General features: G+C 33.9%; 14 protein-coding genes and 1 tRNA gene. 6 read left to right on the top strand and 9 right to left on the bottom strand.

Going from position 1 to position 23,147, the window contains the following annotated elements:
- Positions 1-67: 67 nt before the first annotated feature.
- Positions 68-562, bottom strand: coding sequence for a MepB family protein (locus tag D9O48_RS09130; protein ID WP_126972660.1), 495 nt, complete (start codon positions 560-562; stop codon positions 68-70).
- A gap of 137 nt (positions 563-699) precedes the next feature.
- Here D9O48_RS09130 and D9O48_RS09125 point away from each other — a divergent pair, with 137 nt between their 5' ends.
- From D9O48_RS09125 to D9O48_RS09105, 5 genes are all read left to right on the top strand, one after another.
- Complete coding sequence (locus D9O48_RS09125; RefSeq protein WP_126972659.1) at positions 700-1,635, top strand: ketopantoate reductase family protein; 936 nt, start codon at positions 700-702, stop codon at positions 1,633-1,635.
- A gap of 8 nt (positions 1,636-1,643) precedes the next feature.
- Complete coding sequence (locus D9O48_RS09120) at positions 1,644-2,387, top strand: SDR family oxidoreductase (protein WP_126972658.1); 744 nt, start codon at positions 1,644-1,646, stop codon at positions 2,385-2,387.
- A 26-nt stretch (positions 2,388-2,413) separates the two neighbouring features.
- Positions 2,414-2,716: a cupin domain-containing protein gene (locus D9O48_RS09115; protein ID WP_126972657.1), complete on the top strand. Its 303-nt coding sequence runs from the start codon at positions 2,414-2,416 to the stop codon at positions 2,714-2,716.
- 71 nt (positions 2,717-2,787) lie between these two features.
- Positions 2,788-3,357 carry a hypothetical protein gene (locus D9O48_RS09110; protein WP_126972656.1) on the top strand — a complete coding sequence of 190 codons (570 nt, stop codon included), beginning with the start codon at positions 2,788-2,790 and terminating at the stop codon, positions 3,355-3,357.
- Between the two features lie 232 nt (positions 3,358-3,589).
- A complete protein-coding gene (locus D9O48_RS09105; RefSeq protein WP_126972655.1) occupies positions 3,590-5,968 on the top strand; it encodes an ABC transporter permease in 2,379 nt (792 codons plus the stop codon).
- Between the two features lie 299 nt (positions 5,969-6,267).
- On the opposite strand, the gene D9O48_RS09100 is transcribed toward D9O48_RS09105, so the two are convergent.
- Positions 6,268-8,004 (bottom strand): amidohydrolase, encoded by a 1,737-nt coding sequence (locus tag D9O48_RS09100; protein WP_126972654.1) that lies wholly within the window; start codon positions 8,002-8,004, stop codon positions 6,268-6,270.
- A gap of 522 nt (positions 8,005-8,526) precedes the next feature.
- Between D9O48_RS09100 and D9O48_RS09095 the strand changes: the two genes are divergently transcribed.
- Entirely contained in the window at positions 8,527-11,586 is a 3,060-nt protein-coding gene (locus tag D9O48_RS09095; RefSeq protein ID WP_158624856.1) for an amino acid adenylation domain-containing protein, read from the top strand.
- A gap of 129 nt (positions 11,587-11,715) precedes the next feature.
- Here the strand turns inward: D9O48_RS09095 and D9O48_RS09090 are convergent, their stop codons facing one another.
- The 7 genes from D9O48_RS09090 to D9O48_RS09060 form a co-directional block, all read right to left on the bottom strand.
- The gene (locus D9O48_RS09090; RefSeq protein WP_126972652.1) at positions 11,716-12,120 is read right to left on the bottom strand and encodes a DUF5367 domain-containing protein; all 405 of its coding nucleotides are present in this window, start codon (positions 12,118-12,120) and stop codon (positions 11,716-11,718) included.
- A gap of 177 nt (positions 12,121-12,297) precedes the next feature.
- The gene (locus D9O48_RS09085) at positions 12,298-16,371 is read right to left on the bottom strand and encodes a hypothetical protein (protein WP_126972651.1); all 4,074 of its coding nucleotides are present in this window, start codon (positions 16,369-16,371) and stop codon (positions 12,298-12,300) included.
- A gap of 6 nt (positions 16,372-16,377) precedes the next feature.
- Positions 16,378-17,682, bottom strand: a complete 1,305-nt coding sequence (locus tag D9O48_RS09080; RefSeq protein ID WP_126972650.1) for a ComEC/Rec2 family competence protein — start codon at positions 17,680-17,682, stop codon at positions 16,378-16,380.
- Positions 17,683-18,840: 1,158 nt separating this feature from the next.
- Positions 18,841-19,890 (bottom strand): serine hydrolase domain-containing protein, encoded by a 1,050-nt coding sequence (locus D9O48_RS09075; RefSeq protein ID WP_126972649.1) that lies wholly within the window; start codon positions 19,888-19,890, stop codon positions 18,841-18,843.
- Between the two features lie 310 nt (positions 19,891-20,200).
- A tRNA-Lys gene (locus D9O48_RS09070) sits at positions 20,201-20,273 on the bottom strand.
- A 111-nt stretch (positions 20,274-20,384) separates the two neighbouring features.
- On the bottom strand, positions 20,385-20,597 hold the full coding sequence (locus D9O48_RS09065) for a PLDc N-terminal domain-containing protein (protein ID WP_126972648.1): 213 nt from the start codon (positions 20,595-20,597) through the stop codon (positions 20,385-20,387).
- 136 nt (positions 20,598-20,733) lie between these two features.
- Entirely contained in the window at positions 20,734-23,064 is a 2,331-nt protein-coding gene (locus D9O48_RS09060) for an outer membrane beta-barrel family protein (RefSeq protein ID WP_126972647.1), read from the bottom strand.
- Positions 23,065-23,147 lie beyond the last annotated feature (83 nt).

Genomic DNA, 23,147 nt, shown 5'->3' with positions numbered 1-23,147 from the left:
TTCATTCCGATAATGGTATAAAGGTAATAATACTTTTGCGAATTGACTGAAAAGGATATTTGATCTGCTACTGTGGGAGACTGTTGAAAAGGGGATTTTTTTCTCTGTCTGACTCATCTGTTAAAGCAATAAAATAGGCCGACTGCCATTGTTTTGTTTTTTGTGCCTGTTTGTTTATTGCATCATCCCACGGTGCATATAACCTAAATCCTCTCTTACCTTCAGTGGTTGAATCACTGATGATTTTATTGGTAACCAATACTGCTGCCGGAAACAGAAAAATACCGGTGTTTTCACCCTTTTCTACAGCAATAATAAAATAATCAAATTGATCTTCCATATGAAAAGGAATCGTTTTGCCGTATTCATTTCTCTTCCACATAGCTACAAAAGATCCGTACTTTTGCGGAGTTAGTTTTGCTTTGCGGAACTTTATTTTCAGGTTTTTCAGTTTGAAATTATATCCCTGATAAGCCGAACTTTCGGGGTCCTGCTCTATATCGGTAATGTATACTCCGTAATCAAGCAGCAGTTTATCAATTGATACAATTTTACTCATCATATAGATTCGTATATAAAACAAAGCTAAGGAATTAAGCCGGCACAAATCGAACTGATACCAATAATTTAGTTAAAACTGTATCGGTGCAGACGAGCTATTTTTTTAGACTTTTGTTTTATACCTGATATGATTTATATATGGATTCGTTGAATACTGATAAGATATTTATTATAGGACCGGGGGCAATTGGTAAGTCACTGGCTGTATTTCTTCAACTGGCAGGAAAAGAGGTGGTTTTGTTGAGAGGAAGTGTTCGTAATAACAGTTATTATACTGAGGAGATAAGTGTTGAAATGCCCGGCGGAATTATTCATACAGCTAAAATAAAGATAGCCACACCAGATTATTATTCGCAGATAGAAGGAACAATTGTTTTCGCCAACAAATCTTTTGGAAATGAACGATTGGCGGGCCTGTTGAAAAATAAAATCAATCACTCTCCGATTGTTTTATTACAAAACGGTTTGGGAGTAGAGCGGTCTTTTATTGAACATAATTTCACGAATATTTATCGTTGCGTATTGTTTGTTACATGCCAGGTTCTGAATGATAAATTAGTAAGGTTTAAACCGGTGGATAGTTGCCCGGTGGGTATTGAACGCGGTAATTCCGGGCAATTAGAGAATATAGTGAATCAACTGACAACCGAACATTTTAAGTTCAATGTTGAAGAAAATATAGCTACTGTTGTATGGAAGAAAACAATCGTAAACTGTGTGTTTAATTCTGTTTGTTCTTTACTGGAAGCCGATAATGGTATTTTTTACAGAAGTAAAACAGCGTTGATGATTGCTCAAAGAATTATCTCCGAATGCAGAATAATTGCGAAAGAAAAGCAAATCAATTTAAGCCAGGAAGAGATTACGGAAAGTTTATTGAAGATTAGTAAATTGTCTGACGGACAGCTGATTTCAACTTTACAGGATATTCGGAATCACCGTGAAACTGAAATAGATACCTTAAATGCAGAAATAGTAAGAATTGCTGCGCAAATAAACAAGCTGAACGAAGTGAAGGAAACAAGACTGTTGGGAGAGTTAGTGAAGTTGAAATCTAACACAAATCACTCATAAAATATTATATGAAAACAATGATCATTACCGGAGCCAGTCGTGGAATTGGTGCAGCTACCGCACTGTTGGCTGCAGCAAATGGTTTTTCCGTAGTAGTAAATTACCGCAATAATAAAGCTGCTGCTGAAAAGATTGTTGAAGATATTATCGCTAATGGTGGTAAAGCTATAGCAGTTCAGGCTGATATTGCTCAGGAAAGAGAGGTGATAAAACTCTTTAGAGAAACAGATACTGTTTTTGGTAACCTCCATTCATTGATCAATAACGCAGGGATATTGGAAAAACAAATGCGTTTTGAAGATATGGATATTAGTCGTTTTCAACGCATTTTTACTGCTAATATTACCGCACAGTTTCTGTGTGCCAGAGAAGCTATCAAACGAATGTCTTTGAAACATGGAGGCAGTGGAGGAACCATTGTAAACGTTTCTTCCATTGCAGCGAAAACCGGTGCCCCGAATGAGTATATTGATTATGCAGCTTCAAAAGGAGCTATTGATTCTTTTACTATCGGTTTGTCAAAAGAACTGGCAGACGAAGGTATCCGGGTGAATGCTGTTCGACCGGCATTTATTCATACTGATATACATACTGACGGTGGGGAACCGAACCGGATTGAGCGTTTGAAAGAAAGTATTCCTTTAAAAAGAGGTGGTTTGGCAGGCGAAGTGGCAGAAGCTATTTTATGGCTGGCTTCGGAAAAGTCATCTTACTCAACCGGAACATTTATTGATGTTACGGGAGGCCGTTAAATTAGAGGGAGATAAATCGTCTGGTTATGATAAAAATTGAACAGGAACAAGCCTTAAGTGAACTTAAAAAATCATCAAAGGAGTTTGTTTCACTTTTTGCTTACAACAATTTAAGGGTAGAAGTATATCAACCTGATCGTATAGATCATCAGCAGCCTCACGAACAGGATGAGTTTTACCTGATTATTGCCGGAACGGGTAATTTTGAAATGGCAGGTGAAATTATCTTCTTTAAAACAGGCGATTTCTTGTTTGTTCCGGCTTTAACACCACATCGATTTTTAAACTTTTCAGAAGATTTTGTTACCTGGGTATTTTTTGTTGCTTAAGTAGGAAAATACTTATTTACTATACCGGCTTTTTATTATATCTTTTTGCAGACTAAATCTAAAGTACTCATATGCGGTTACTGCTATTGATTATAATGATATTATCCTTTAACACACCTTTTTGTCAAACAGCTGATAATGATATTTACCGGTTTGCAAAAGAAGTATTTCGATCAAAAAAATATCAGAAAAAAAGTTATCAGCGTTTTAATGATAAGGTGGAAGTGGTTGATGGCCAATTTTATCATTTCGGAGATAAAGTACTTACCATTGAATTAAAAGATAATAAATATAAAGAAATATTTTCAGCAGGTATTTTCAATCCTGATATTATTTTTGGCCAAACAACGCCTGTAATATCAGCCTCTACATATGATTCATTATCGCAGCAGCAAAAGATTTTCTACAACTTATCAAGAAACGATAGTTTATCGATTTGTTGTTTAAATGAATTAACAAAAATAAATCCTGATCATCACACCAGACGCTTTGTTATTTGGGTTTGGAGAAAGGGTATGATGAATCCGACAGAGTACTATTTTGAGCTATTTAATAATAGAGCTACTGCCTCCACTACTACAGAAGAATTTATTCGCCATTCTAAGATGACGTTTTACTATCAGGGAACTATCCTTTTATAAAACAAAGCAGGTTTTTGTTACTCTAAAGCTGCCAGCAAGTGCCTTAATGCTGATCTGACTGTAACAAATTCGTACAACAGGTGTTCGCTTTCGAACAGTGATTTTCTTGTTAATCTCTTCAATTGTTTAGTTATTAAACAGTTATGCAGTGGCATAGTTGTTGGCAAACCCTTACGTGTGAGATGCATTCGTACACAGGTATTCTTATAACATTAACCACTTTATACTCTATATGTTCAAAAATTATTTGAAAACAGCTTGGCGAAGTCTTGGAAAAAATAAAGCATTTTCTTCCATTAACATACTCGGATTAACAATTGGTATTACAGTATGTATGATGATTTTTGTTTTCATCATTAACGAATTTAGTTTTGATAATTTTCATAAAGATGGTGACCGCATTTACAGAGTGATGCGTGGATTTAAAAAGGAAAACAAACTGGCGAATGTAGCCTATGTGTCAGGCTTGTATGCTCCTGCAATGGAAAATGATTTTAAAGGACCGGTTGAAAGTGTGATTCGGGTGGGGCAGAACAGTAACCTGGTTACCATCGGCGATGTGTCTTTCCAGGAAAAAGAAGTATTGAATACTGACGCTAACTTCTTCTCGTTTTTCTCTTTCCCTTTAATCAGAGGAAATGCTGAAAATGTTCTAGAAAATCCTGCAAGCGTAGTGCTGACCGAAACAACTGCTAAAAAGTATTTTGGAAGTATAGATGAGGCTTTGGGACAAACTATCATGCTGGATAAAACATTGCCTCTGACTGTAACCGGTATTGCAAAGGATGTTCCTTCTAATTCTCATCTTGAGTTTGATTTGATTGTTCCTCTGGATAATTATAAAAATTACGGCTATATGACCGTTTGGATCAATAACGGCATTTACACTTATCTTAAAACTGCTCCGGGAGTGATTAAATCCGATATTGAGAAACAGTTTCCCGGATTCATGGAAAAATACATGGGGAGCGACATGCGTAAGTATGGCTTTGAGTTTATTTTATCATTAACTCCTTTAAAAGAAGTTTATTTTGATAGTGAAGCTTATGATTCTATTAAACACGGAGATAAGTCAGTTATTTATATTTTCCTTTCTATTGCTGTTCTGGTACTGCTGATCGCCTGTATTAATTTTATTAACCTCTCTACTATCCGCGCAGCTGAGCGTTCGAAAGAAGTAGGCGTGCGCAAAGTATTAGGAGCACTCAGAAACAGCATTGCCTGGCAGTTTATCGGAGAATCTGTTTTGTTAACCACTATCTCTTGTATTTTGTCTATCGGCTTATTATTATTGCTGATGCCATGGTACAACCAGTTGTTAGGTTATTCATTAATTGTTTCATGGAATGCATGGCCGATTTACCTGTTTTTGCTGGGAGTGATCATTATTGCCGGTTTTTTGGCAGGAAGTTATCCGGCTTTGTTTTTATCGGCATTTTCGCCGGTGCAGGCACTAAAAGGAAAACTACGCTTAGGAAAAGGTGGTGCTTCTTTCAGACAGGTATTGGTAGTGATTCAATTCAGTATTTCGGTATTTCTGCTCATAGGTGTATTTATCATTACTAAACAAATGAACTTTGTTAAGAATAAACAACTGGGATATCATCAGGAGCAAACTTTAGTGTTGCATATTGATAATATGGACATTTTCACCAACCGGTACTCTTTTAAAGAAGAATTACTGAATGAAAGCGGGGTGCATTCCGTTGCTTTAATGTCTGGTGAACCCGGCGGTTTTTTTGATACACAAACATTCGATGTACAGGATCATACAGAAAAATGGAATGCCCGAACTGAATTTACTGATTTTGAGTTTGTAAAAACTTTAGGCTTAAAAATCATTGCCGGCAGGAACTTTTCTCCTGATTTTGCTACTGATACTACAGATGCACTCTTGATTAATAAGACTGCTGCAGCCAAATTAGGCTGGACTCCTGAGCAGGCAATTGGTAAATGGATGCAAAATGCCATACGCGATGAAAAAAGAAGACAAGTAATAGGAGTAGTAGATGACTTCAATTTTGAGTCTTTAAAAGCTACTATTGAACCCCTGGTTATTGCTCCGAATCCGGATAGAAGAGTAGCCGTTGTTCGATTACAGGCCGGGAATATTCCGGAAGGAATTGCGTTGGTAGAAAAAGCGTATAAAAAAGCAGCACCTTCTTATCCCTTTGAATACAGTTTCCTGGATGAACAATTTGATGACCTCTATAAAAAAGACATCCGCCAGCAAACTATTTTACTCATATTTGCCGGTATGGCAATATTTGTAGCCTGTTTGGGCTTATTCGGATTAGCTTCTTTTACTGCAATCAAACGCTTTAAAGAAATCGGTGTGCGCAAAGTATTAGGATCGTCAGAAAAAGGTATTGTAATACTTTTATCGAAAGACTTATTAAAACCTGTTATCATAGCTACCTGTATAGCGCTACCGGTGGGCTATTGGATAATGAATAGCTGGCTGGCAGGTTTTGCCTATAAAACAACATTGAACTGGTGGGTTTTTGCTTTAGCAGCCCTGCTAACGTTCGGAATCGCCTTTATAACGATTTGTACCAAGGCAATCAAAGCAGCTTTTGCCAATCCGGTGAAGAGCTTGCGCACAGAATAATCTGTAAACCCGTAATCATTTTCTTTTTTTGCATTGAAAGCTTCAACCAAAAGTTGGAGCTTTTTTATTGATATTCAGATTGTTGTTGCTGACTTATCAGGGCTATTTACAATTTGGGCAACCACTTGACAATAATGATTTTTTTTTGTATCTTTTAAGAAGAGTTGACGTGAAATCGCCTCCTGACTTCCATATGAAAGCGTTTTTGTTGGCAGCTGTATTGTTGCCTATACTGTATGCATGCGATAACGAAACCGGTCACTGATACTTTTCGATATTAATAGCTGCGTTTATATATGTTATTGCTCAATTGATTTTTTGAATACTGTTTTTCCTTCTTTGATTGTTTCAAATACGCGGATTTTTCGAAGATCTTTCGGATCTATGGTTAATGGGTTTTGTTCCAGAATAACCAGGTCGGCTAATTTCCCTTCCTTTAATGAACCTTTCTGATATTCTTCATGATATTGATAGGCTGCATTGATCGTAATTGCTTTTAAGGCTTCTATCACACTGATACGCTGTTCTGCACCTAAAATTCTTCCTGAACGGGTTGTTCTGTTTACTGCAGCGTATACACCTGTTAGTAGGTCAGGCGGAGTAACCGGTGCATCGTGGTGAATGGTAAACGTAATACCGGAATTTTCTGCTGCTTTTGCCGGACTGATATACGCTGCCCGCTCAGGCCCGAAAACGCTTTGATAATGCCAGTCTCCCCACAAATAAACATGTGATGAAAAATATGACGGAATTAACCCGATTTCTTTTATTTTGTCAATATGGTCAGGCCGGCTGTTTTGAACGTGAACCAGCGTTGCCCTGAGTTTCTGGTTATAGATACCTTCCTGTTTTAACCGGTTGATAATGCTGAGTGCCTGATCAATTGCCGCATCACCATTTACATGCAGTTGAGCTGTTATATTATTTGAGAAGATTGTTTTTAAATCAGCGTATAACGTGTCATCCGAAAAAATAGGAAAACCTTTGTAATCGGATGATTTTCCTTCAGGTGGTACTAGATATGGTTGTGTAAGCCAGGCCGTTTTTCCTTGTGGTGAACCATCATCAGAGAACTTAAATCCTCCGAATTTTAAACGGTTCTCATATTTCATATAATAGGGTAGAAAAGATTGCCAGTTCTTTCTGTTTGCCTCAAAATCTGGAAAATATATTACATCGGCTATAAATAACCCCTTATCTGCAGCTTCTCTTAGTAAATCGATACTGTTACCCATGGTACGCCCATCACAAATAGTAGTTTGTCCGTAACTAAGCCACTCTTTCTGTGCTTTCAACAGATCTTTTAGTGATTGTGAAAGTTCTCCTGGTAGTGGCTCAGGTTTAGGTAAAGATGATGTAACCTTTAGCAGCGCTGAGAAACTGGCGTTTTCTTCCAGTTTTCCGTTTAATCGCCCTGTTTCAGGATCTCTACCATAATGACCACCTGCAGGGTCTTTTACATCTTCATCAATTTCTAAAAAATTGAGCATGGCACTGTTTACAACACTGGCATGTCCCGATGAATGAATAACTATGATCGGATGAGTTATGCTGACCGAATCCAGTTCTTGGCGGGTCGGGTGGCGATGTTCTGACATAATTGCATCATCATAGCCGTTGCCAATAACAGGTATACTTTCCTGTAGCTGAGAATTATTAATAAACTGACGTAGTTTTTCCTGTAAGTCTGCAATAGCATTCACTGTTCCATAAGGATCGGGTGATAAATCAATTACCTGCTCCAGCCCCGCGCGTGATGTTAAATGTCCGTGTGCATCTATAAAACCTGGTAAAAGTGTTTTCCCTTGAAGGTCTTCAAGACGGGTTTTTTTACCGGAAAAACTTTCTGCTTTATTCCTGCTACCTGTAAAAATTATTTTTCCATTCTTCACAACCAATGCCTCTATCTGAGGTTGATCATCCTCCATCGTAAGTATAGTACCTCCAACGTATATAACATCTGCTTCATCTTTTGCTGTTTGACAATTTAAGAAGAGAAATGAAAATAAAACAATGAACGGTATTTTTATCGGCATATGGTTGTTTTTTAATTTTTGATTTATCAGCAGATAAATAGCTTCTTGTTATATGTTCAACTGATAAGCCTCTTTAAAGATATACGTATATGTAAGTATTACAATAGGTATCGTATAGAATTAACAACAGAAATAATAAATATTTTTTCAGTGTTTTGACATTAGAATATAATTCTTCAATTTCATTTGTAAAAGCTGTTAACATGTATAAATGCTGTATGCAAACAGGTTAGTGTATGGTGAAGAATATTGATCTAAAAAGAATAAAAAGGTCTGCGAAAATATTTTTTTGTGAAGATGTTTCCGTAAAATACATTATTTGTATTTTATTTTCATACTTCTTTATTTTTCCTACTCTCTATATTTATTTCTTTTAACCGGGTGCTTTTGCTTCCGATAGAAATTGTATTGCATCAATCGATAGTAATTATTCCGCACATAGGTCTGATAAAAGCAAAGCATTTTTATGCTTTACAATTAAGAGATGGACATTTTTTTTCACCTTTTAATAAATTGATGAGTATGGAAAAAACTTTTTTTGTTCAGGCGGGTACGCATCCTTCCAATGGTTCATTGGATAATGTGGAAAATATCGTATCGAAAATAAGTAATGTCTCGGGTAAATACCCACAAAAGAATGCACTTCTTTTTAACGAGCATGCTATTAATTACAGTCAACTGGAAAAAACATCTGATGCACTTTCAAAAATGCTATATGAACTGGGAATATCAGCAGGTAAGGTGGTTGCCGTTGCAATGTGTCAGTCACCCGAAAGAATTATAGCAATGTTATCGGTATTAAAAGCTGGAGGATGTTATTTACCGGTAGAAAGTAGTCTTCCTGTAGCCAGAATACAAAATATGCTTGAAGATTCGGATACAAAAGTTTTAATTACTGATGACGCCGATAGATTTAAAAAAGAATTTCCTGATCTGGATATTATTGACTTTAATGAATCGAACGCCGGTCATTTTTTACTTCCAGATACATCTTTAGCTGCTGTTGCCATAGATAAAAATCAACCTGCTTACATCATTTATACTTCAGGTAGTACAGGTGTTCCTAAAGGAGTAGTTATTCACCATGAAGCACTTTCTCAATTTCTGGAAAGTTTTACCAGACTGTGGCAGTTCTCTTCTGAAGATAACTTTTTGCAGTTTGGATCTCCGGCCTTTGATGTATCTATTATAGATATCTGGATTCCATTATCTATCGGTGCAACGGTTCATCTTTATCCGGATAATAAAATTATCGGACAACCGATATTGGATTTTGTAGTCAAAAATGAGATTACTGTGATTCCTTCATTAACACCAACAGTAATGTCAACGCTGCCAACCAATCATTACATAGGTAAACTGAAAAAAGTAATTCTCGTAGGAGAAGCCCCATCTGAGCGGGTGGTAAGAGACTGGAAGAACAAAGTTACACTTATCAATGGCTACGGGCCTACGGAAACAACCGTTATTGTGGCCAGTCATTTATTTAGAGAAAATGATAGTCCGACCATCATTGGCAAATCTATTCCCGGTACTGATATCTTTATACTGGATGATGAGCTGAAATCTGTAGAAACCGGTGTTGAAGGAGAATTGTACATTGGAGGTAAACAGTTATCCAAAGGTTATTTAAACCGACCGGATGATACCCAAAAAGTATTCATTGATGCTCCCAGCTGGATAAAAGAAATAAAAGAGGAAAATTATAAATTATATAAAACCGGTGATCGGGGAGTGTTAAGAGGTGATCAGACAATTGAATTTATCGGCAGGTATGACGACCAGGTGAAACTCCGCGGCTATCGCATAGAATTGAAAGAAATCGAACACCATATCAGACAATTGGGTAATTTTTCAGATGTTTCGGTTACTGTATACCGATCTAAAAACAGAATGCCTATGCTGATCGCTTTCGTTGAAGTATCTGCGGATAACAGCGATGGTGTATTGCAGATGAAAAATAAATTGAGAAATATTGTTCCGGTGTATATGCTGCCTGATAAAATTTTTACGGTAGACAAGCTTCCTTTGACGATTACCGGAAAAGTTGATAAAAAAGAATTAGAGTCGCGACTGGAAGATTTATTAAGCCGGGCGCCGGTAGCACAAAAAACAAATAACCTGGAGGAAGAGGTTATCGAGATCTGGAAAGATTTATTGGGTTTAGACAACGTAGGTACCAAAAGTAACTTTTTTGATTTAGGCGGGCATTCATTGATGGTAGCTCAATTGTACGGACGACTACCGCAGGAGGTGAAACTACGCATGTCTCTTCCTGAAATATACAATTATCCGACGATTGAAAGCTTTATACAGGAAATAACAAAAAGAGAACAACAGGAAAGGGTGAATATCAATACGCGGGCAAAGGCGGTAGAAAAGCAACTCACGGCAGATGCTACACTTCCTGAAGGCTTTGAAGTCAACTGTACGCCTGATTTAGCTGCCTACGCTAACCCCGCTAATATCTTTTTAACCGGTGTAACCGGCTTTGTTGGTTCACAGTTATTGGTTGAGTTGATAAAAAGAAACCCCGCTGCAATGATTCACTGTCTGGTAAGAGCTGAAAATCCTGAACTGGCATTAGAACGAATCAAAAGTACTTTTATTAAATTCAGAATACCCTGGGAAAGCGTTTATGAAAAAAATATCAGCATCATTTTGGGAGATATTGAAGATAGGTTTTTGGGGATGAGTACAGAGCAGTATATGAAAATATCTCAATTAATAGATGTTGTATATCATATGGCCAGTAATGTCAGCTACATACAGCCTTATGAAATGATTAAAAAGCCGAATGTAGAAGGAACACAGAATATCCTTCTTTTCAGTACACAATCAAAACTTAAATTATTGATTGTTTCGTCTTCTACCGGCGTTTATAGCTGGGGCAGGGCGCTGACCGGTAAAACATGGATGACCGAGGACGATCCGATTGAACAGAATCTGCCCGCAGTGAGCCGGGATATGGGATATATAAGGAGTAAATGGGTGATGGATAATATTATCAGTCAGGCACGCGCTAAAGGATTACCGATAATGAATTTCCGTCTCGGTTTTGTGGTATGTCATAGTCAGACCGGCGCTACACCGCTCAATCAATGGTGGAGTTCAATGATGCGTTCGTGTATAGAACTAAATTCATTTCCATTAGTGATGGCACTGAAAGACGAGCTCGTAACGGTAGATTATGTATGTGAGGCGATTGCCCATATTGGAAGAAACACCGATGCTATCGGACTCAATTTTAATTTGTCGCCAGCTGCTGAACACGACCTCTCGCTGACCGATTTTTGTGTAAAGATTGCTGAATATTGCGATATTGAAATGAAAGGACTTGAGTTTCATGAATGGTTTAAGCAATGGGATGGTAATGAAGAACTGCCGATACATTCTTTGTTATATCTATTTAATGAAGAAGTGTATGAAGGTAAGACATTGGTAGAAGCCTATGAAAATACCTATTATGTAAAAAGTACCAATACAGTACGTTTTCTGAAAGGTTCAACCATTCAACAGCCGGTATTTACACGTGATGTAATCAGGTCTTATGTACGGTTTATGAAAATGGGGAAAGAGTAGTGGTTTGCTTTCATTTTGTACTTCTGTTCAGACTATTAAAAGTAAATTCTATAACATCAAAGTCTCAGCAAGGCTGAGGCTTTGATGTTCAAAACAATTCATTTTATAGTAATAATTATAATAACACCATCAACTTTGATTCTGCTGCTTTTTTCTCAAAAGTCCTGAAATTAAAACAACAGAGTATGCAAACATCAGCCATGAAGCAAAGCTTTTACTATAGCTTTCAGGCATATTAGGGAATAGTTTTTCAAAAAACTGTATGCATAATGTATCCAGTAGCATACCGGGTAAAACCATAATGGCCGCAGACTTTATACTTTCAAGGTGAGTCAGGTTAAATTTATTAAAAACCGAAGTTGAAATGAATCCTAATGCAGGAATCAGTATAATATACAAACCAACCATTACTGATGGATTGCCGACAATAAAAAAATATTGCCCTGCCACTCTAAATAATACAGTAGCTGACAGCCATACCAGAAATCCAACAATAAAACTAAACCGCAGGTAATTATCTTTGGTTGTTTTCATAATTTATGAATAAATAAGTGAATAAGTTTTGAAAAGAGAGTGGATTTGGCAGTGATTTTTTTCAGCTCAAATTTCTGTTTTCAGTTTATCGGGTACAAAGTTAATCATCATAATAGTAAAAATAAAAGCAACTTTTTAAAAGTTGCTTTTATGAGATTTAAGATACAAAAATAGAATCTAAATATTATTAACTTTTTTTCTGAATTTTTTATAAAATTCAGACTTGAAAGAAATATGCTGTCTCATCAATTTTTTACTTTTCTCTTTGAATCTATTAACTAGTTTTGGATTGTCTAATTCTTTGTATATAATAGCAATATTAAAAGCTATAATACTTTTCATGTAAACATCAATGTCCTTGTCTTTATATGTTATCAAATATGAATCTAAAAGATCTTCCGAACTACTCTCAATGTTTTCAGTTATTCTATTACTGATAACCATACTTTTAGTAAAAATCTTTGGATTCCCAAAAAGTTGATTCACATTATACTTACTTGAATTAAACATCTGACTTGAACTTATAGTCGTTTCATGAACTGTTTCTAAATCAGATATTATGTTTAAAATTCTTCTGCCATGACTTTTTAATCTTGGGTTAGTATTGGAGGAGTTTAATTTTAATGAACCATCCCGACTTACATTTTCAATTATAGATTTGAATTCTTGTAGATTTTCTTGTTGTGTATTCCAATTATTGATTCTTTTTTCTGAACGTGATTGATATTCTTCCAGATCTGAGAAATACTCAAAAATGTTTTTTTGCTTCTTACTATTTGTATTATCCTCGTATACAAGAGATGAGTAATCATTCATAAAAGATGAGTCAATATCACAGTTATTTATAATATTTTCAAGAATATACAATTTTTTTACCGGGGATGAATTATTATCCCTAATATAAACATCTTTATAAAAATCAAGCTCCTTGTCACTATTAAGACTTATATAATTGATATACTTATTTTTTTTACTTCCATAAATAGGTGAATTACTTAGATAGTATTTTGAACTATGGTCATCTTTTTCAGAAATTGCTTTAATTTTATTTTCCAAATTACTTGATTTTTTATCATTTGATAAATTAAATTCTATATTCTCTTCATAATCAACTCCCAGTAATTTGAAGCTAATATTACCTTTAAAATATAAAGAACTTTTTGTAATAGTAGCATTAGCTTCTATTTGACGTATTGAAAATACCCAATCTAAAGTATTGCCAATAATTTCAGTTAGTATACTAATACCTTTCAGAGCCAGAATATAGGCTTCACCGGTTAGGTCAGTGATGGAATCAATTAATTGTAAAGTTGCTTTTGCCGCTTCTAATAGACCTATTGCTATTTTTTTTGAAGTCCAATCAGACCCTATTCTGATTGAATATCCACTAATCTCTGCATAAACTGGAATATATTTGTAACTTTCGTACCAACTAAAGCTTAGATTATTTAAATAATTGATTCTGTTCTGACAATAATTTATATCTTGATCTAATGAGTTTACTTCCTCAACATACTTATTTATCTGTGTTTTATATTCTTCAATTTTTATTTTTTTCTCCTCAAGGGTACCTTTGACTTCTTCTGCTGTCTTTTTCATCCCTTGGGAAATTTTTTGTGTAATCGCTGTAAATCCATTTGACCTGAATAAAACTTCTAGTGACAAATCGATTCCTGATGAAAAATTTCCGTAATTACTTTTTAGTTTAAAATATATATAGTATTGCCAGATTATTGCTTCTGCTTCTATGTGAAGAGAACTGTTGTTAATGTTTATATAGGTGTCTGCTGTTAGTAATCCGTTTAAGAAATTTAGATTACATGATAAATTAAAATAAGGATTATCAGGGTATGTAGAAATTTTTAGGTAGGGACCAATGTTATCAGGAGAAGTATCAAATTTTGATTTGCCCAGCTCTATAATATCTCCAATTTTAACTGGTTTATTAAACGATACCTCACCCATTATTCCTTTATTCCTTATTGCGGAGAAATCAATTACTACAGAAGTATCAAAAATAGTTATCAATCCGGAAAATGAGATTCCTTCCTTATATTCTTTTTCAAATAATTCTACGCTAACTGTTGATTCATAAAAATGAACATACTTATAGTATTCAATAATACCATTCTCTAATTTTTCTTCATAAACGTAAAAATTATCTCTGTCAATGTATAAAATATTATTAGGAAGAGATAACTTGTTTTTTATAGTTTTCGATATGTCTTCATTAACTTTAGTTGGCATCAAAGATATTTCACCAGGAATCGGGTTATTTTCTGCACCTAGAATATCAGAGATGATTTCAGTGAAATTTATTCCACTAAAGTTTATTCCTACTAGTTGAAATTCCGGTTTTAACAAATCAACATAAACTATACCATTTATAATTTTATCTCTGAATGCTAACATTCCATAAAGACCAATACCTTGAGAGTTTGGCTGAATTAGAATTTGAATACTGGGGTCAATGATGTATAGGTTTTCCAGTATTTTAATTTTTGCTATTACTTCAGCACTTAAACTAACTCCACTGGTGCCAAATATTAAGCTGCCACGAAATATTAATTTTTCTTCTTTAACGGTGAATTCTACTTGTCCTCCTATTTTGAAATTTACTGAAGTTGTACTTATAGATAAAAGTAATTCAGCTTTAGTTATTTTTAAACCAACTACTTCTATGTCTAAATTTTTAACGCCGGCCTCTAATGATTTTTCCCTGAAAACATATGAAAATGTGAAGTTTTCAATTCTTGCCTTACTAAGATTAGGGTTGCCCGTAAATCCACAAAAGTTTTCAATAATACTAAGTATGTCTATATTATTACATACGATTTCTAGTTTTTCATTCGAAATCTCAAAAGTGGTAGTGTCTGCAATGAAATTTTTTATTTCACCTGCAAGTTTGAAACCATTGGTTTTAGAAAATTCGAAATGTTTGATGAATAGCTTCGGGTCAGACCCTCCACTTGAATGATATTTAAAGGGTAAACTAAATTCACAACTGAGTTCTCCTTTGATTTCAAACCCTGACGAATGTTTACTGATCGTTAGTTCATCTCCTTTTAGGATATCAATAAAATCAGGTTTTTCAATATCAATAAATTTGAATACATCTAAATTATAAATACTAAAGTCAAAGGTAAATCCTTCTTTTTTGTCATATTTAAAATATCCTGCTGTTTGTATACATTCGTCATTTTTGAGTATTTCACCTGTTATTTCGAAAGAAATTTCATAGTCTTCTTCTTTTTTGACATTTAATATTATTTCTTTTGGCATAACATTATAGTCGCCTATTTCAATTGAAATATCCTCGAAATCTATTTCAATTGTAACACTATAGTATTTGTTATCTATTAGGTAAAATTCAAAATTATTTATTGATATATTATCTAACCAGCTTAATTTACTCAAATGGTCTTTAGTTATTCCTAATTTTTCTAATAAAGATTTGATTGTAATATCCTCTAAAAGTTTTATACTAAATAAAGAAATTTTACTTTTAATATTATATTCAAAACCAATTTCAAACTTTAAATCCTGAAGTATTCCCGTAACTTGTCCGATAAATCCAACTGAATTTATTTGAGGTTTTTTGTCTGCAAAAGAAAATGACGTATTGAACTTCTTTATTGAAAAGTTGAAAGAATTGTTGAAATCAAATCGGGTATCAATTCCGACTATTTCAGCTATATCTTTCAAATTAATAATATCATTGTTTGTATCTACGGATTCTATATTTATCGAAATTTCATTATCATATCCTAAATGCCACTTTGAGATAAGTTCTTTGTCTCCAATTTTTAATTCAGTCTGAAAATAAAGTGCTCTGCTGCTTAATTGATCTTCATAATATCTGTTTTTGCAATAAAGTAGAATATTAGAAAAACATAACTTTTCTGACAGTTGAAATGTTCTATTAAATTGAATTTTATATTCATCATTTAGCCTTGTGTTAGAATCAATATCATACTGGCCTTTCAGCTGGAATATAATTTTATCACTTTCATCTGAAATATACCTGAGAAATTGATCTATTGCTTCTGTTTTAAATACACTGTCAGCAATAATTTTGGTATCTTCAAATGGTATTTTTATCCTGTAGTTTAAATAAATATTTTTTTTATTTAAAATTCCGATTGTTTCACCTTTACTTACAATATTATCACCTTCAATTTTTATATACTCAGATAAAAATGAATTATTGTATTTAGATAATGTTGTTTTAATTTTTTCTATAGCTTGCATTGGTATTTAATAAGTTTTTATAATACTATCTTCCTTGCTTTCTATGTATTCTTCGAAATGCTCTAATAAATCTCCACATTTGAGATAGTCTTCATAAGTTACTTTCTTAGTCATTAAACTTTTTCTCAGATTCCTGTATGCATTTATTTCAATTTTAATGCTTTCTTCCGGATTTAGTTTTTCTATATTCTCTATTGCAAGATCACAGCCCATTACATAAGCTGTTAATTCGGTGATAATTAAGTTTTCAATATCATCTAAAGTTGGAGATTTTATAGTTTTTAAATGAGAAAATAAAATGGGATCCAAACAACCTTTATGTGCTTCTAAAATACTGTAGGACTCAAATCTGTCAGATCCTTTTGAATAAACAGATAGTTTCTGGGCAGCATTTTTTTGAATAGTTAAAACCTTATTTACATTTTTATCAATTTCTAATGTTGTCGTAATATCTCCATTATTCATATTGAAAGCCGGAGTAAAGTATGGTGTTTTATCTTTAACAGCTCCCTTAGTTATACAATTCGTTTGAATAATACTTACATAATTATTTTTATTATTATGCACAAGATTGTATAACGGTTCAATATTCGGGTGGCCATGTCCATTTCCATGAGATATATACGCTAATGCAGGGATAGTTCCATTTACGAACTTTAAGCTTGTTGATCCTCTTGAGCCATGATGACTCAATTTCATAACGTCTATTTTGAATACATCATCTCCAACGAGCTGGTCTTCGTGTTTGCTTGGTAGATCACCCGCTGTGTAATAGGTAAATAATTCTTTATGATGATCGTCATGTACAACAAATAAACAAGCTATACTAGATAAGTTTTTAGCTGTATCTCTTAATTCTCCTAATGCAACTTTAGGTTTCCAGTGTACAAGTTTTTTAATGTTACTAATGTCATCATTAGCAGCATGAAAAGATAAAAAACAGTTATTGGTAAGTTTAATACCACGCTCATAGTAAGTGTCTATTGCTGATTCTTTCATCAGTGTCTTCCAGATAATATTATTTGCATGGTATTTTTTTTCACCCGCATTTACACATATGATTATGACCTTTTGTTCTTTTAATATTGTCAGTAAATTTGTAGACTTTAACCCTCCCCAATGATCTAGATCTGCATGCGTTATTATTAAAATATCTATTTTTTGGGAAAATATAAGGGTTGCTATTTTATCTCCATGCGCAATCGTTTTGCCGCAGTCTATTAACACTCTTCTTATTATATTGTCTTGACAAACTGTAACAATTTGTGCATCTGCCTGTCCAACATTTATATTTAATATTTCAAAAATCATTTGTTGATTTTAATTTAAAATAGTTTACCTGGTATATTGAAGATTATTTTTTGAATAATACCTTCAGAAAAAATAATCCCTTACCAAGATACACAACCTATCCTTATAGGATCCAAATGAAAGTCTTATTTATTTAAATTTTGTTTAATTATTTTGCTGTATACTTTGTTGTGTAACTGCACAATAGATAAAATTGATTTTAATCAATTTTGTGTTGATGGAATGGCGGTATATTTCATACGGTAAGTAGATTCGATAATATTAATTTACTAATAATTTTATCGAACTATTTCTATAAGTTTTTGACAACAGGATATTTCTATGCTTAAAAACTTAATTATAATCTGTTAAAGAGTTTGATAAATATAAGCATAATATTCATTTAGTTGTTAATGTTTATATTTTGATATGAAATTTACATAAATGAGTTTGTTCATATGAGCTATTAATTTGACATTAATCATTTACGTTATTTTATTATATATTATGATTTTCACATCTAAAATATAAGGATAAGTGTTTTTTAGGATATTTTCATAATATTATTACATTATGCTATCAGTCTATAGTACTAATGTTAAACTATTAAGATATGTATGACTATGATTGGGATTATATATTGATGAAGCATTTAATGCTGCCATTTCTTTTTTTGATATATCAAAACTATTGGCAGTGCTGCTTTTGTTTGATGGGTAAAGCTGGTTCTTCAGAAAAGATTTTACCGAAGTTAAGGAGTAGAGTCAGTTATCGAAAAATGAACCGGATAGCAAAATTCGTTTATAGATTGCCTGCTGAATGAACTTCTATATGTTGTTCAATCACTTTTGATTAAATTACAGAAAAGTTCGATTACTGTGGTGTTAATGAACAGGGTTAATGATTGGGTAATTATGGATTTCTGAAATTACTTATCAGAATAATAAATGGCAAAATATATTTGCTCTGGAATGGATACAATATTAGTGAGTTAATTATTCTTCTGTTAAAGAATTAATTCAAGATATTATTGATCTTCAACAAAATCAATTGAACTATTGATTAATTGATAGCTTCTACAAGCGTACACTCTGACTTTTGAACTCTGCATAAATTTTTAATAAAAGCAGATCTGCCAATATATCGCCAAACCTATTTTGTGTGATGGTTACTATTGAGTCATCGTATCTCTGGTAACTTAAATTCTTCCTTGTAAAGAATACTAACTATATTTTCTACGAAAGTATTTGCTGGAACTCTTTCGCCATTTGTACAATAGGAGATGGATATTTTATCTTTTGGATTGTAAATAAGTCGTGAATGAGAACCAAGTACATCACCACTGTGTCCTAGAAACAAGTTTTCTCCATATTCAAATAATGCCAATCCTCTTCCCCAATTTTCTTTTCCTATAACAGGCTTCATTATTTCAAAAATCTCCTTTTTTACAATCTTATATTGGAATAAGCTGTTGATTAGAATGTTCATATCTTCAGTTGTACTTGCTATATCTCCAACACCTATAACGTTGGTATATTCAATGTCTTTAATTTCAGTCCAATTTTCTAAGAATTTATACGACTTAAATGTGTTGCTTGTAGTTGATTTTATTGAAGTAAAGTTGTTTAGATGAAGTGGTTTTGCTATTTTTTCTTCAACTATTTTATTATAATCCTTTTTATATTTTTTTTCAATAATCATTCTCAGTAACAGGTATGCCGAATTTGAATAAAGCACTTTTTCATTGGGTTCAAAGCTTACACCTTGTTTCTTTATTTCCTCTAGAAGTTCTTTTTCTGATACTTTTTCTGTGACCCAGATAGCTCCATTTTTTATGGCAAAGTTTCCTAATCCACTGGTGTGTTCCAATAGGTTTTTGATAGTTATCTTTGCTGAATTTGGGATTTCCGGGTAATAATCAGACAATTTATTATCTAATTTTAATTGACTCTCTTCAACTAATTTTAGAATTAAAGTGGCTGTAATCATTTTAGTTACTGAAGCAATCTGGTATTTTGTATTCTTATTATAATTTACATCTATTAATTTTTCTTGCCCGAAACTCCTGTTATAAATTTCCCGACCGTCTTTATAAATTGATAAACTTCCAATTCCTCCGTTATGGTTTTCAATGTAGGTGATGTAATTATCTAATTTGTCTTTATTGATTTCCTGTGAAAAGAGATTTGCTGAAACAAGTAGTAAAATGGATAAGAATTTAAATTTCATTTTTACGTTATTTTTATAATCTCACACCGCCAGCAACTTAGCACTGAAATAGAAGCGAATACGAAATGCTCTTTTTTTCATAACCTTACCAATGCTGTGAGCCGTGGCTAAATTACCGAAAAAAGGCACTGCTTAGTATATCAGCTTATCATGTTTCAGTTCAGTTTTTAGTTAGCCTTCCTAAGATAAAAGCTTTCCTTTTGTAGTTATTGAACTAAGCTGCATATTTCAAGTTTAGAAGGATTTTTTGACGTTTGTACTTAAACCGGGCCAGAAAACAAAAAACCTCAACGAAAAGTTGAGGTTTTTGTGATCCCGCTGGGACTCGAACCCAGGGCCCATACATTAAAAGTGTATTGCTCTACCAACTGAGCTACGGAATCTCAGACTCTGTACATCCCCAACTGGTTGGGGTGGAATCGTACTGATTGGGCTGCAAATATAGAAAAATTAATTACATATCTGCATCATTATCAGCTTATTTTTTGAAAAAATTATTGATAACTGGGGTCTAACCGCTGAGAACTGCGGCTGAACAGCTGTAGTGCATATAAAATCATGCCCAGAAAGGGAAGACAAAAAATGATATATGTCCATCTGATTTTTGCCCGGTCAGATAACCCATCGTGGTTAGAAACATGGAACAGAACAAATCCGTGAATAGTGGCATAGGCCAAAAAGAGTAGATAGGCTATTAAGAATTTCATAGATTGGGCAAAAAGGGTTTGTAAAATAAAGATAGCTTAAAAAAACGGATTATGCAAGACCCTATTGAATGAAGAATGATGAATTACTAATTAATGGTGGTGAGCAGCTTATCGCTATCTGCCAGTTGATGATTAGCTATAAATTATATCTGTCTGATTCTTTGTTATACTCTGATTGATAGTTTCTTCTGTTTACATGATTTTGACGGAAAAAGTAGGTTAATCGTAATACCACCCGCCGTGAACTTTCGTTGATAAAGTATGACTGCTCAGTATTATTTACACTGAACTGATGTATGGCAGGCCGGGTATTAAAGATATCTTTTACCTGTAAGTTTAACTTCATTGGAATTTTGTTAAAACGCTGGTCAAGTTCTACATTCAACGCATAACTACCTTTTGCCTGAAAGTAAATTGCCTTTTTGGGGGGATCCACGTGCCCTGATACATTGATATAAGTATTCTTATGATTGTATTGTAATTGTGCGTTATAGTATACTGCCCATCCGTTAAAAGGTTCTGCTATCTTCGAGTAATCATTATGAAATCTGGAACTGTTATAATACACGTACGCCATATGAATCAAGCTCCATCTGGAGGTAAAACGATGGAGTTTACTAACCGATAAGCCAGTATTATGTAAAGTGAAAAAATTTTGCGGTTGGGATACCTGTAAATTTGTAAGAGTATCCAGAAAATATACAATTGCCTGTCCGTTTTTAGTAAGCGCATAATATAAATTGAACGACAGGTTATTTTTTGTATTATAACCTATTTCAAAGTAGTGTTTAAATTGCGGCGATAAATAAGGGTTTCCTACACTATAGGCATTATCATCATAATATTTTCTAAAAGGTGTTACATCTGAAAATTTAGGACGCTGTAAGCTGTAGTTATATCTGAAGCGGACATCACTACTTTTACCTACTGGTCTGCCAATAGAAAAACTGGGAAATAACCTGGTAAATTTATAGGCGTACTGGTCAGATGATAAATTATTATGTGTACTGAAATCGGTATGCTCTAAACGAAGTCCGGCCCGTGCATTCCAAAAAGATTTTGTATACGTTGCATCTGCAAAAGCAGCTGATATTTCTTCTTTTACATAATAAAGCTGACCTAAATTCAAGCCTGCATTCTGATTAAAAGTAAATAAATCATTGCCGGTTCTGTTAAGATTATATTTGGCACCCCAACTTAGATGTAAAGTTTTTATATCATAATTGAACCGCCAGTTTACAGAGTAGTTATTGTAAGTAAATTTATTTGTACTTCTGATGTCATTGGTCGAAGATGTTTTAAAAGTCTGTACTAAACGGTCATCTTCCTGAGCAGAAAAAACATAGTCCCAGTCAATTTCCATTCTTAACTTATTTCCAATCTGTTGATTCAGAAAGAGTGAATAGCTTTTTAGTTTTCCTTCGCGGTTACCTCTGGCTTTATAGTTATAATCTGCATTGCTGAGGTTTTGATAATGATAATTTCCGTCAGTGGAATTAGGGGCATCATAAATATTCCAGAAGAATTGTCCGCCTGCTGCTGTTTTCTTCGTTAGCTGATAGTATAGATAATAATTTAAGCTGAAAGGGTTTGCCTGCCGTTTGGTAAAATCTTCACCTTTCCAGGAATATTGGTGATTGTCTAAAGTTCGTTTTTCCCGAACCTCTTCATAACCACGTCTCCCTGTTAACGAAAGATAGGTTTCGAGTCGTGATGATTTTAATGAATAATAAGCGCCCATCCGTTGAATGGCATATTTGTTCTGATCATGCTCAAGGTACGCATTTGAATTGGTAACGGCTTTTACCTCTTTTTTATAAACAATGTTTACCATTACACCGGCCCCTGCAGCATCATTTACTGCACCTGTATTGTAATGATATTCAACTTTTTCAACCAATTCTGATGGTATGTTTTTCAGAAAATCCAGTAACTCTGTTCCCCGCAGTCTGGAGAGTTTTCCGTTTACGGCAATCATTATTTCTCCGATTCCGAATTTAAAGATGCTATTATCCTGTATTAATATGCCCGGTAATAACTGGATGGCTTCTTTTGCCGAAAAACCTTTTTTAAAAGGAGTGTTTTCCAGAATAACAGAAATTTTATCCGGCTCATTTAATAGCCAGTTTTTTTGCGCAACAACATTTACAGATTGTAGCGTTTCTCCACTGATAGCAAGCGTTAACTCGATGTCTATGGAGGAATTGACAGAAATAATTGTGTCTAAAAGAATTTTTCCAATATGCGTAATGAGAAGTTGGTATTCCGAAGCCGGAACATTTATTTGAAAATACCCATTATGGTCAGACTGAACTTCGAAGCTTAATTGTTGTTGTATGAGCTGCACGGTAGCATACTCGACAGGAGTATTATTTTTGTCTTTCAAATGGCCTTTTACAAAAGCCTGTGACCAAACAATTAACGGAAAAAATAGAATAAAGGTTAATGAATATAATCGAATCCTCATCTCAACGCTGAATTACACAACAATGTACATCATTGGATGATAAATAACTATTTTTTTAACAATATTAGCTATATGTTACCACT

The organism is Gynurincola endophyticus (assembly GCF_003991195.1).
GTDB classification, from domain to species: Bacteria; Bacteroidota; Bacteroidia; order Chitinophagales; family Chitinophagaceae; genus Gynurincola; species Gynurincola endophyticus.
This window is presented reverse-complemented; position numbering and strand designations above follow the sequence as displayed.